A 12,226-nucleotide genomic window follows, 5' to 3' on the forward strand; every position below is an offset into this window, starting at 1 on the left:
TCCCGTGGAGGAAACCAGATGAATAGCCCTAGAATGAAAGCGGTAAGGCTTGGTCAAAGATTCGGCGTAGTATGCTTGGCTATGGCATTATTGGGCGGCTGTGTGTCGACCGCGAATCCGCCGGCGACGTCCGAAATGCCGGTAGCGGCTGAAATGTCAGTGCCACCTCCGCCTCCGCCGCCGCCGCCGCCTCCTCCTCCTCCTCCTCCTCCTCCTCCTCCAATGCCGCCGCCACCGCGTGCTGCTGCGTCCGTTCGCCCTCCGCCACCGCAGATGGTTGTCCTGCGCGGTTCTGCGAATGCGATTGCGCTTTATCCCAAGGGCCGGATCGTTGCAGTCAGCGGCAGGATTTGCTTGCCGAGCTATGTCAGATTTCTCACTTTTCAGCGGTTAAGTGGCGGCCTGGTCACCTATGGCGGTGGCGGCTGCAATAAGCGCGTCGAGGAGCCAGCGAACGCGTCCAGTGTTTCCGATACGGGGGTGTGGTCTGGTCCATAATGCAGGCTTTCAGGCGCAGTAATAGGCCGTGCATTTGCGACCCGTGCTTGGCAACAGACTGAATCGACAAGCTTGCCCGGCGAGGCTAGAGTAAGCGCCATGTCTCAAACACCCGAAACTCCACTTCTCGATACGGTCGATACCCCGACCGATCTGCGCAAGCTCGACCAGAGCCAACTGCGGCAATTATCCAATGAATTGCGCGATGAAATGATCTCTGCTGTCGGTTCGACCGGCGGGCATCTGGGGTCGGGTCTGGGTGTGGTCGAGTTGACTGTCGCAATCCATTATGTGTTCAATACGCCTGAGGATCGGTTGATTTGGGACGTCGGCCATCAGGCCTATCCGCACAAGATCCTGACTGGACGGCGCGACCGGATTCGGACTCTACGACAGGGCGGGGGACTATCGGGTTTCACCAAGCGCAGCGAAAGCGAATATGATCCATTCGGCGCGGCTCACAGTTCAACATCGATTTCCGCCGGTATCGGCTTCGCGGTTGCTAACAAGCTGAAAGGTCAGCCTGGCCGCGGCATCGCGGTAATCGGTGACGGCGCGATGAGCGCAGGCATGGCCTATGAAGCGATGAACAATGCAGAGCAGGCGGGAAATCGGCTGGTCGTGATTCTAAACGACAACGACATGTCGATTGCTCCGCCGGTTGGTGGTTTGTCCGCCTATCTGGCGCGAATGGTGTCGAGCAGTGAATATCTTGGTATCCGCAGCCTCGCCTCGAAGCTTGCCCGTAAACTGTCGCGGCGCGTCCATTCGGGGCTTGAAAAGGCTGAAGAATACACGCGCGGCATGGTTACCGGCGGAACCCTGTTTGAAGAACTCGGCTTCTATTACGTAGGCCCGATTGATGGCCACAATCTTGATCATTTGATACCGGTGCTCGAAAATGTCCGCGATGCCGAAGAAGGTCCAGTGCTTATTCACGTCGTGACCAAAAAGGGCAAAGGCTACGCGCCGGCCGAAGACAGCGCTGATAAATATCACGGTGTGGCCAAATTTGATGTGATCACCGGTGAACAGAAGAAAAGCGCAGGCGGCCCGCCAAATTATCAGAATGTATTTGGAGAGACTCTGGCGAAGCTGGCCCAAACCGACGACCGGATTTGCGCGATTACCGCAGCAATGCCCAGCGGAACTGGGGTCGATAAATTCTCCCAGGCGCATCCCGAACGAAGCTTTGATGTCGGCATTGCCGAACAGCACGGGGTAACCTTCGCTGCCGGCCTAGCGGCACAGGGCATGCGGCCCTTTGCGGCAATTTATTCGACATTCCTCCAGCGCGCTTATGATCAAGTTGTTCATGATGTGGCGATTCAAAACCTTCCGGTACGCTTCGCGATCGACCGGGCGGGCTTGGTCGGTGCGGATGGTGCAACGCATGCCGGATCATTTGATGTGACCTATCTCGCCACCCTGCCAAACTTTGTGGTGATGGCGGCTGCTGACGAGGCAGAGCTTGCCCATATGACTTACACCGCCGCGGAATATGATGATGGGCCGATTGCATTTCGTTATCCGCGCGGCGCGGGCACAGGCGTGGCCATACCAGATAAGCTGGAGAAGCTGGAGATCGGTAAGGGCCGGATCGTACGTGATGGGACGAAGGTCGCACTCCTGTCGCTCGGGACCCGTCTGGCGGAAAGTCTAAAAGCGGCTGACGAATTGGAAGCTAAGGGCCTCTCGACAACCGTGGCTGACCTACGCTTTGCCAAACCGCTCGACACTGAAATGATTGAGAGACTGATGCGCACGCATGAAGTGATCATTACGGTCGAGGAAGCCGCAATCGGCGGACTGGGCGCGCATGTGCTGACCTTTGCCAGCGACAATGGCCTGACCGATGCGGGCCTGAAAATCCGTACCTTGCGTTTGCCTGACATCTTCCAGGATCATGATGCGCCAGAAAAACAATATGATGAAGCGGGTCTAAACGCTCCGCAAATTGTTGAGACTGTGCTTAAGGCTCTGCGGCACAACAGCGCGGGTATCGAAGAAGCGCGGGCCTAGTGGAAATTCGCCCTCAAGCTGCCAGTTAGTTTGTGGGATTTTGTATTTGGGGTTGGGCACTCCGATTGCGATTCGCGCGGGATAATAGCGGGAACGCCGTTCGGTGCTTCCAGCCACGGATGTGGCGGGTGTCACAGGAGGCAGTACAAACTTCCGCTTGCTTATCGTTCCGCAATTCCCAGCAATTCAATCGTGAACAGCAAGGTCGCACCGCCCGGGATTCTCGCGCTGCCAACGGGGCCATAGGCCACACTCGCTGGAGCAGCTATTTCGATTGTATCGCCGATTGCCATTTGCGGGATTGCCATTTGCCAAGCCGGAATTAAGCGGCCGAGCGGGAATGTAGCAGGCGTGCCGCGATCAAAGGAGCTGTCGAACTTTGTCCCATCGACGAAGGTGCCCGCATAATGTACTGTTACCGTATCAGCGACCGACGGTTTCGGTCCGGCGCCATTGCCTTTCACGCGTCGCCACAGCAGCCCGCCATCGATATAACGCCAACCATCGGTATAGCTGCGTTCCGCCAGCGCAGCCTGCTGTGCGTTATGCCACGCGGCATCCTGTGAATAATCGGGCGCGGCATTCTTGGTTTCTGCCAGGGCAGCCGCAGGAGAGGGAAGGCCGCATACCGCAAGGGCGCTCACGCCTATCGCTAACAAAGCTCGCATATCATTCAGTCCGATCGAGGAGCAATTTACCAGTCATAGGCCTTGGGCAGGTCGCTCTCATTTAGGTCCCGATATCTGTCACGCAGGCGGGTCTGGTGGTTGTCCAATGGTTGTTCAACACCGTCAATATAGACCGTCACTGGCTCGGACGACAATTCTAGTGGATCGCCATCCCAGATCACTACATCGCCGAACGCACCAGCTGTAAGAACGCCCGCCTTGCCGCCCATCCCGCTGATTTCCGCAGGAACCGAGGTAATCGCAGCAAAGGCTTGCCCCCAGCTTAGGCCACTCGCCCGGGGTACCTTTTGCAAGGCCACCAGATTGCCTGCGTATTGGGTCAGATTGCGCGGCTGGTTGAACGTATCTATTCCGCCAATTGCCACTTTCACTCCAGCTGCAAACATCCGGCCTACATTGCTTTGCGTTGCCGCTAGCTGTTCGAAGCTGGAAGGTAGATCGTCGAGTGGATCGGCAATTACCGGTACGCCAGAGGCGGCGATTTCATCCGCCACCAGCCAGCCTTCGCTGACGCTAAGGAGTACCATATCGAGCTTGGGAAATTCACGCTTTAATCCAAGCGCGCCGCGAATATCCTGCGCACGTTCGACATGTACATAAAGCTTCTGCTTGCCCGAAGTAACAGCCACCAGTGCCTCTGCATCGGCGCGGGTGAGTATCGCTTCCCCACCTTCCCAAGTGCCAGCAGCAAAGGCCGCTGCCTCGCGCAGCGCATTGCGCAATTCGGCCTGACTGGCCACTCGGCTTCCGCCTGCAAGCCGCGCCCCGGCTTCGCCCAGAGCGACCAATTGGAATGACTTTGCGACGGTGATTGGCTGGCCGTCTGCGCCCAGATCAATCGTCGCGCCTTGACCGGCAAATATAGACCTGCCCGGGGATCCTGTTACCGTCGCCCGCGTGACACCGCCAGCGCGGCTAACCGCGATATGTTGCGATGACGGATTGATTGCTGTGCTGATATCGAGCGCGGCATTGTAAGGCGAACCGTTAGCGCTACTATCATTGCTTTCGCTAACTCCGCCAACGTCCGCGAGGCCGATATCGGTTGCCGCAGCGAAAATGCCGGGTGTTACCCACTTGCCAGCAACGTCATAAACGGTGGTTGTTTCGAATGCTCGCTCCGGACCGACATAGGCAATCTTGCCGTCTTTAACCTCGACCATTCCGCCTTCGATAGGGTCGCTGCCATCGCCCGTGGCGACAGTTCCGTTCACTATGACGAAGTTTTGAGCGGAGGCAGAGGCTGCGAATGCGAGGGCCGATGCGGCGGCCGCGAAAATCAAGGTGCGCTTCATTTCACATCTCCTTCACCGGGCTGACCAAGCTCGAAATCGCTAACGGGCCTACGCTTCGGGTCGCCCGAATCGAACAGCAGTGCGCCATCAACCCAGACCTTCTCGGGCCGCGAATATACGCTCAGCGGGTCGCCGTTCCATAGCACGACATCGGCCATCTTTCCGGCGGTCAGGCTGCCGGTCATTGCGTCGATGCCCATCGCCTTTGCGGCGTTCAGCGTCAGCCATGAAATAACTTCGGCATCGGGAATGTTGATTCCCATCCGCGCACCGGCGGCCTGGGCCTTGGCGGCTTCCTGATTGAGACGCTGGATGCCGTTATCATCGTCGGAATGAATGACAACGCAGGCGCCCGCCTTTTGAAGCAGCGCTGCGTTTTCAGGAATGCCGTCATAGCTTTCCATTTTAAAGCCATACCAATCGGCCCAGATTGCCGAGCAGACTTCGTTTTCCTTGAGCAGATCACCGATTTTGTAGCTTTCGACTGCGTGGTGGAAAGCGCTCACTTTGTAACCAAATTCCTTGGCCATATCCATCACCAGCGCCATCTCGTCAGCGCGGTAGCAATGGTTGTGGATCAGGATATCGCCATCGAGAACACCAGCGAGCGTTTCCTTGGCCAGATCGCGCTTCTTGCGGTCGCCATCAGCATAGACTTTGGCATCGAGCCAGGTTTGGCGGTTTACCGCGAAATTGCCCATCCGCGTGGAGGGCATCCGGCCGCGGCCTCCATAGACCCGCTTGGGGTTTTCACCGCAGGCCATTTTCATGCCGTAAGGTGCGCCAGGAAATTTCATGCCCTGGACAGTGCGGCTTGGCACATTCTTTAGCGTTGCCGTGCGTCCGCCCATCAAATTGGCAGACCCAGGCAGAATTTGCAGCGAAGTTATACCGCCATTGGCCATCGCCCGGCTGAAGCCGGGATCCTGCGGCCAGACCGAATGTTCGGCCCAAACCTCGGGGGTGGTCGGACTGGTCGCTTCGTTGCCATCGGAATGCGCCTGAACCGAGGGGCTTGGGTAATTGCCAAGGTGGCTGTGGATGTCGATGATGCCTGGAGTGACGAATTTTCCAGTTCCGTCGATCCGGCTGTAGCCTTCGGGTATTGCCAGATTGGCATCGCCGATTTCGGTAATCTTGCCATCTGAAAACAGCACCACACCGCCATCGATCTGCCCGCCTGCACCATCATAGATAGTCGCGCCGATCAGTGCAGTGGGCGCCCCGGGATAGGCTGAGTAAGTCGATGGATACGGTGCATCTGCCTTCGCCGCCGAGGCATCAGAAGCACTGGCGGGTTTGCCATCGCTAGTGGCGGAACAAGCAGCGAGCGCCACCGCGCCCCCCAAAATGGCAAAGGCACGGTAGCGCATCACTTAGTCTCCAATTCAATCGGGCTTGATGGATCAAGCCCGATTAATACATTCATCCGATTATGCTTTTGTCGATGGGTGAACGCCACCCTCTTGCGCCTCAAGCCCGGCAGCAGCCGCGCCTTCGAGATCGTCGCCGACATTGTCGTCTTGCAGCGTATCGATATGCATCAGCTTCTTGATGAGCGGGCTAATGACCATCACCACGACTCCAACGCCGATTGCGGCCCAACCCACGGTTGAGTAAACATCGAGCACGACTGCTTTTCCAGAGGCATCGCCAACACCTTCAGCGCCCGTTGCCGCAGCAATCAATCCCGCTGCAAAATTACCTGTCGCCGATGCGAAGAACCAGACACCCATGATCAGCGAAGCCAAGTGAGCGGGCGCAAGGCGGTTCATTGCCGAGAGTCCAACTGGGCTGAGGCAAAGCTCGCCGGTCGTATGAAGCAAGTAAATCAGGAAAATGAACACAACCGGCACTGGAACATCGAGACCGACCGACTGTGCACCCCACACAAGGACAAGGAAACCCAGGCCTACTTGAATGACAGCTAGGCCGAATTTCAATGGTGTGGAGGGTTCAATTCCTTTGCGGCCCATCACGGTCCACAGCGTCGCGAAAACCGGAGCGAGCAGGATGATGTAGATCGCGTTGATCGATTGGAAGACCGAAGCTGGCACCCCACCCCGATCAACGTGGCGATCGGTGAACAGGTTAAGTGACGAGCCGGCCTGTTCGAACAGGGCCCAAAAGATAATTGACGTGACGATCAAGAACATTGCAGCGAAGATACGATCACGATCCTCGAAAGCTTTGGTGATCATCTGCTGAGCCATAATTGCAATCATCAGCGCTAAACCAACGATTGGAATAATTTGATAGTCAGCACTTACTGTTGAAACCAGAAGCATCCCCGCGACCGTAACGGCCGCTCCAACAATGAATAAGTTCACAGGTACTGACGGGGATTCTTTGTAGGATCCGTAAGCAAGACGGAATGTTGCGATGTAGAGAACATAGCAAACCAAGAGCGCGCCGAATGTGCCGAGAAGACCGCCAACAACTGATTGATATTGGACCAGCACCCAGCACAGGGCAACAAGCAACAGCCCGATGCCATACATGCTCCATTCGGTGCTTTTGGCGAGTGGCTGAGAAGGCTCACCGCGTCCCAGCAAGAGCGGCTTGCCCCATACGAATACGAGAAGCCCTGCGAGCATACCGATACCGGCTAAGCCAAAGCCGTAGCCCCATCCGTAAGTTTCGCCAATATAGCCGCACAGTAGCGAACCCAATGCGGCGCCCAAGTTAATTCCCATGTAGAAAATTGTGTATGCGCCATCGCGTCGGACGTCAGTGCGTGGATAGAGTTGCCCAACGATGACCGAAATGTTTGCTTTGAGGAAACCCGAACCAACAATGATTAGTGCAAGCGCTAGCCAGAAGACGTAAATTATCGGGTTGTCGGTGTTACCTGCTCGGGGCGCTCCTTCAAAGGCCATGAAGAAGTGGCCTAACGTGAGGAGGACGGCACCGAATACGACCGCTTTCCTTTGCCCCAAGTAACGGTCAGCCAAATAGCCGCCGACAACCGGGGTGATATACACGAGCGCGGTATAGGCACCATAAATGATGCCTGACTCTTCGTCTGAAAAAAGCCAATGTTTGGTGAGGTAGAAAATCAGAAGAGCGCGCATCCCGTAATATGAGAACCGCTCCCACATTTCGGCGAAGAATAGGACAAACAGCCCCTTGGGGTGCCCTAAGATTGTGCCTGCAGCATCCCCGTTTTCGGCATATTTCGTTGCCATATAATCATGATCCCTGAATTTCTGTCCGCAGTCTGATGAGCGGATCTTAAAGGCGGCACCCTAGCGCCTGAAATTTTCATGTGAAGCGTTAGTTTCAGTCGAAACTGCTCTTTTTTCCAAAAATTTACGGGAAGCAGGGAACTTGACGCGGCGCAGTGTATTATGGCACTGATGCACCCAAGTATCGCGCTGGCTTCCTTGCGAGCGGAAGCGCCATTCTCCGAGGACTGTACTATGACCCAGCAATCAAGGCCTGTTTACCTGAAGCTTCGCGACCAGATCGCGGCATCGATAATCGAAGGCGAATATGCCGAGGGGGCAATGCTACCTTCGGTCCGGGCATTCGCAGCGGCTCAGGGGGCGAACCCGCTGACGGTCGCCAAAGCGTACCAGCAATTTCAAACTGACGGTTTGGTCGAAGTCCAGCGCGGCGTCGGAATGTATGTAGTGGCTGGTGCTGCGGAAAAACTGCGCCAGTTCGAACGCGAGCAGTTCATCCGCGAAGAATGGCCAGAAATCCGACTTCGCATTCAAAGGCTTGGAATCAAGGCTGCAGAATTGCTCGAAACTGCCTAGCTGCGGTGCCATTTTTGGCAAAAAATAAGATCTTTGCTGAATTTCGCTCTCAAATGATTGCGTAATTCGGCCATTTCTGTCAGGTCTTTCCGCAGGGTAGCGTTGCCTTCGGGGCGTTAAAGTAGCTTTGTTCGATAACCCAGTCCGGCTTAAGATCGGTTGATGGTACGTCAGCAACAGCTGGGAGTTGATAATGATACGGTCAGAATTGCTGCAGGCTTTGGCTAAGGACAATCCCGATTTGCGGGCTGATGAGGTCGAGCAAGTCGTCGACATATTCTTTGACGAAATCACCAAGCGACTGGCAGAAGGCGGCCGTGTCGAATTGCGCGGTTTCGGTGCTTTTTCGACCCGCGAACGCGAAGCCCGCACGGGCCGCAACCCGCGCACTGGAGAAACTGTGGACGTGCCCTCAAAGCGCGTACCATACTTCAAGCCGGGCAAAGAAATGCGCGAGCGGCTTAATCCGAATTAAGCAATCCGGACAGGACAGCGACTGCAATCACGCCGGGCTGTTTAAAATTTTCAAACCGGAGATTGGCCTTTGCTGCGCAAGCGGTTAGGGGGCTTTTCTGGCTGTATGCGTTTTGGCTAGGTTTCACTTGCCCCTTGAGTGCATCACGGGCGGCACAGCGAATGCGGGTGTGGCGGAATGGTAGACGCCGGGGACTTAAAATCCCCTGATCATTGATCGTGCTGGTTCGAGTCCAGTCACCCGTACCAATCTGTTAAATAACAAGAAATACGGACAGCTAGGCTGCTTTCGAACCTATGGTCGTTGATGCTTTGTGTAGTTTTGGTGTAACCAGGTCGGGAAAAACGCCATCAAGCTTTGCGACGCTTTTATCGATGTGATCGTCGGAAAGCTGCGTATAACGCAGCACCATCGCCAATGTTTTGTGTCCACTGATCTTCTGGATCGTGGGTAAGTCGACTCCAGCAGTAACCAGTTCTGTGATAGCAGTATGACGTAGAATGTGAGGCGTTACCTTTTCCGGATCCAGGCCAGCGCGGACAACCGAGCGTCGGAACTGCTTTGCCATGGTCTGCCGATGGGGCTGTTTCGCATTCTTCTTTTTTGCCGGAAATAAATAGCTGGCAGGTTGGCCTAGCTGTTCCCATTCCGATTTGAGCCGTGCAGCTAGTCTAGGGGGCATTGGCTGCTCGCGCTGACCTGCTTTTGCCTTGGCGAGGTATATCCGGTTTTGAGCAAAGTCGATTTCTTGCCATTGCATCTGCAGGATTTCGGAATGGCGCATCGCAGTGCCCATTGCGATGGTGCAAAACAGCCAAGTGACCGGGTCTTGATCCGCAACCGCTGCATCGAGCAGCGCATGCTTTTGGGCAGTTACTAACACGACAATCTGTTTTCGAGCTTCTTGCCCTTTGTCTATTCTGGGCTTTGTCTTGATCCACCCCCATTCGGTGCAACGGGTCAGAAAATGCGAAAGAGTAGAGAGTTCTCGGTTAATCGTCGCGATTGCTACGCCCCTGTCCAGCCTGTCTTTCATGTATTTAGACACGGAAAGCTCAGTCAACCTGCTAAGCTGCTGCCCGGTGAAATGTGGTATCAGTCGCTTTCTAAGGTGCTGTGTTTTGCGCAGTAGATTCCTACCGTGCTTCGGGTGGTGCTCTATGCGAGCGAGATATTCTTCAGCTGCTTCTAAGAATGTTCGATGGGTCTTCCGTCCGCTTGGGAGATCCAGCCGGTCCTCTCTGGACTTGGTTCTTATACTTTCAATCGTGCGTTCGGCTTGCTCACGAGTGACGCCTTCGCTCTCTCTTCCTATGGCGCGATGGATGCGCTGGCGATCAACCATAATGTTGATGCTGTAACGACAGTCTCCGTTGCTTTGGCGTTCTGCCACGATTCCATGCTCATTGATCCGTTCACCACTCTTCAGGGCGCGAACGGCTGGCCGGGTTAGACGTGTGAATTTCAGCGCCATGGTGCGTGCAGCCTCAACAAGTGCGACCACCTAAATGGATTACCCCTCAGTTTGCTGATGCGCGCTTCCTCGTGGAGGTGGTCTCGATATATCTTTCGACCGACCTCTTCAGCGTCCCAATAAGGCTGCATGGTAAGCCGAAATGCAGCCAGGGCCGTGTCATAGGCGTCATCAAGTTGGCACAACTCTTCGTGCGCTTTAAGCGCCTGTTCGCGGAGGTCATCCTCTTCGATTGCTGTGATCCTCGCATACTCACGATTCCGGCTATTCAACTTTAGCAGCCCGCGAATCTCCCTAGCGCGCGCAACTGCAATTCCGAATTCAGCCAACTGGCTGATGTAGACTCCTTGTTCTTCGCGTATTTTCGCCAATGGCGCCCATGCCTCTTCTTGACATTCTTCATCGACATCATGGGACGGCTTAAAATCCTGAATTGGCCCCAATGCGAGCATTTCTGCAGTTGCGGCCCAAGTCGTTATGTCTGCGTGCCACCGCTTACCTTTGTTGCGGCGGCGCAAAGATTCCATCTCGGAACTGATACTCGCAGCCAACTCAAGCCCTTTGTCGTCAAGATCAATTGTGGCCAAGATTCGAGCTTCAATTTCGGCTGGGACGCTTCGTCCGCTTACCTCCGCGCAGGCCCTTAGTTTGGCGACAACAGAAGGCGCATACCGCGCCGACACGAGCTTCCGCTTCTCCTCGGCCTTCAATTTAGGTCTGCCCAAGACGATCTCCATAAATCGTATACGGTTTTGTATTCAAAATTGTATTCCCAAACGTTCCGCTAGGGGATTATGGGGGGCTAATCAATGGCCAATGGAGGCAAAAATGGACGGTTTGGACAAAGTAACAATTCAGGTTCTTCCCGATGGGCGGGTTAGCCGCATGAATGCTGCAACCCTGTTGGGTAAGTCTTCGAAGACGCTTGCAGAATGGCAGCGCCTTGGAATTGGCCCGAAGAGCTTCTTGGTAGGTGGGCGCCGTTTCTACTGGCTTGCCGAACTTCAGAGCTATGCAAGCGGTCAAACTCCAGTCCGCCCTCTCAATGACTAATTGCAGCCCCTCCTTGGCCGCTATTCAGCATACCACGTCTGATCCGTGAGGAATTGATGGGGCAGACGAAAGCAAACTTGAAGGCAGAGCCGCGCCACATCCGCATCTACAAAAAGCAGGTGGATACCGACGCTTGGCGTGCTCTCGGCCCATCTGCAGTCAAGGTGCTGGTCTCGATGTTGCTCTGCGATTATGGAATCAACAACGGAGGCATCTTCTTCAGCGAGCGCCGAGGAGCCAAAGTCACCGGCCTGTCCCGTGGTACGGTACGAAAAGCGATCAATGAACTCATCGAAAAGGGCTTTGTCTATCGAACCAAAGTTGGCAGCTTTAGTCAGAAGATACGTCATGCCGCTGAGTACGGAATGACTTGGACTGCGGGGCCACCCGGCCCAAACCGAGCACCAACTCATCGTTACGAGAAATGGAAACAAGCAAAACCACGTGTCCAGTTTGCGCTGGAAACGGGAGCAGATTTCGACCCACACATGGAAAAAGCTGCCGTGAATGGTGCAATAACTGCCCCACCTGAGTTGGAAAAATGGCTCATTTCCGACAATCGCGAAAAGTCAGAATCTGACCCACTAACTGTTAGCCACGGGGGGATCGTTTCACATTGCGCAAGGCATGGTTCAACCCAAAGTGAAGCGGCGCAAGAGATTTGGCAAGCCGAGCTGCGCTCAGCTCTTTGGTTCAAGCTCAAAGGCGCCGATCCGGGGGAACAAACCTCTTTGGCTGAAAGGGCCGGCATTCCCATCGGCACGCTTTCCAAATTCAAGCATGGCAGACCGTTACCGCTTAAGTACCGTTATAGCTTATCTGAAGCATTGGAACTCTTCAGAGCTTCAGAACCTATTACGGTCTCCCAAAAGGCTCAAACTCTAGCCTTACGTAAAGATTCTGGACAGACCCAATGGAGCTTTCCTTTTTAGTGGCAGGGCCAGCGTGGAGCCATC

12 protein-coding genes and 1 tRNA gene are annotated in these 12,226 nt (G+C 55.2%); 7 read left to right on the forward strand and 6 right to left on the reverse strand.

What is annotated here, in order from left to right:
* Nucleotides 1-18: 18 nt before the first annotated feature.
* On the forward strand, nt 19-498 hold the full coding sequence (locus tag GRI36_RS13700) for a hypothetical protein (protein ID WP_202392104.1): 480 nt from the start codon (nt 19-21) through the stop codon (nt 496-498).
* 99 nt (nt 499-597) lie between these two features.
* A complete protein-coding gene (gene dxs / locus GRI36_RS02855) occupies nt 598-2,520 on the forward strand; it encodes a 1-deoxy-D-xylulose-5-phosphate synthase (RefSeq protein WP_160597094.1) in 1,923 nt (640 codons plus the stop codon).
* A gap of 161 nt (nt 2,521-2,681) precedes the next feature.
* Here dxs and GRI36_RS02860 read toward each other — a convergent pair whose 3' ends face one another.
* The 4 genes from GRI36_RS02860 to GRI36_RS02875 are packed head-to-tail and all read right to left on the reverse strand — an operon-like array spanning nt 2,682 to nt 7,692.
* Nucleotides 2,682-3,164, reverse strand: a complete 483-nt coding sequence (locus GRI36_RS02860; protein ID WP_328598339.1) for an FKBP-type peptidyl-prolyl cis-trans isomerase — start codon at nt 3,162-3,164, stop codon at nt 2,682-2,684.
* A gap of 50 nt (nt 3,165-3,214) precedes the next feature.
* Entirely contained in the window at nt 3,215-4,504 is a 1,290-nt protein-coding gene (locus tag GRI36_RS02865) for an amidohydrolase family protein (RefSeq protein ID WP_160597096.1), read from the reverse strand.
* Nucleotides 4,501-5,877: an amidohydrolase gene (locus GRI36_RS02870; RefSeq protein WP_160599014.1), complete on the reverse strand. Its 1,377-nt coding sequence runs from the start codon at nt 5,875-5,877 to the stop codon at nt 4,501-4,503. The genes GRI36_RS02865 and GRI36_RS02870 overlap by 4 nt, the downstream gene beginning before the upstream one ends.
* Nucleotides 5,878-5,937: 60 nt before the next feature.
* Nucleotides 5,938-7,692, reverse strand: coding sequence for a peptide MFS transporter (locus GRI36_RS02875; RefSeq protein WP_160597097.1), 1,755 nt, complete (start codon nt 7,690-7,692; stop codon nt 5,938-5,940).
* Nucleotides 7,693-7,926: 234 nt separating this feature from the next.
* Between GRI36_RS02875 and GRI36_RS02880 the strand changes: the two genes are divergently transcribed.
* From GRI36_RS02880 to GRI36_RS02890, 3 genes are all read left to right on the forward strand, one after another.
* On the forward strand, nt 7,927-8,268 hold the full coding sequence (locus GRI36_RS02880) for a GntR family transcriptional regulator (RefSeq protein WP_160597098.1): 342 nt from the start codon (nt 7,927-7,929) through the stop codon (nt 8,266-8,268).
* A gap of 193 nt (nt 8,269-8,461) precedes the next feature.
* A complete protein-coding gene (locus GRI36_RS02885) occupies nt 8,462-8,743 on the forward strand; it encodes an integration host factor subunit beta (protein WP_160597099.1) in 282 nt (93 codons plus the stop codon).
* A gap of 163 nt (nt 8,744-8,906) precedes the next feature.
* A tRNA-Leu gene (locus tag GRI36_RS02890) sits at nt 8,907-8,991 on the forward strand.
* 29 nt (nt 8,992-9,020) lie between these two features.
* On the opposite strand, the gene GRI36_RS02895 is transcribed toward GRI36_RS02890, so the two are convergent.
* Both GRI36_RS02895 and GRI36_RS02900 read right to left on the reverse strand, forming a co-directional pair.
* Nucleotides 9,021-10,217: a tyrosine-type recombinase/integrase gene (locus tag GRI36_RS02895; protein WP_160597100.1), complete on the reverse strand. Its 1,197-nt coding sequence runs from the start codon at nt 10,215-10,217 to the stop codon at nt 9,021-9,023.
* Nucleotides 10,208-10,804 carry a hypothetical protein gene (locus tag GRI36_RS02900; protein WP_160597101.1) on the reverse strand — a complete coding sequence of 199 codons (597 nt, stop codon included), beginning with the start codon at nt 10,802-10,804 and terminating at the stop codon, nt 10,208-10,210. The genes GRI36_RS02895 and GRI36_RS02900 overlap by 10 nt, the downstream gene beginning before the upstream one ends.
* A 241-nt stretch (nt 10,805-11,045) precedes the next feature.
* On the opposite strand from GRI36_RS02900, the gene GRI36_RS02905 reads away from it, so the two are divergent.
* The gene (locus GRI36_RS02905) at nt 11,046-11,270 is read left to right on the forward strand and encodes a DNA-binding protein (protein ID WP_235902141.1); all 225 of its coding nucleotides are present in this window, start codon (nt 11,046-11,048) and stop codon (nt 11,268-11,270) included.
* Nucleotides 11,271-11,326: 56 nt separating this feature from the next.
* On the forward strand, nt 11,327-12,202 hold the full coding sequence (locus GRI36_RS02910) for a helix-turn-helix domain-containing protein (RefSeq protein ID WP_160597102.1): 876 nt from the start codon (nt 11,327-11,329) through the stop codon (nt 12,200-12,202).
* Nucleotides 12,203-12,226: the final 24 nt, after the last annotated feature.

Origin of the sequence: Pontixanthobacter gangjinensis, assembly GCF_009827545.1 — a bacterium.
GTDB classification, from domain to species: domain Bacteria; phylum Pseudomonadota; class Alphaproteobacteria; order Sphingomonadales; family Sphingomonadaceae; genus Pontixanthobacter; species Pontixanthobacter gangjinensis.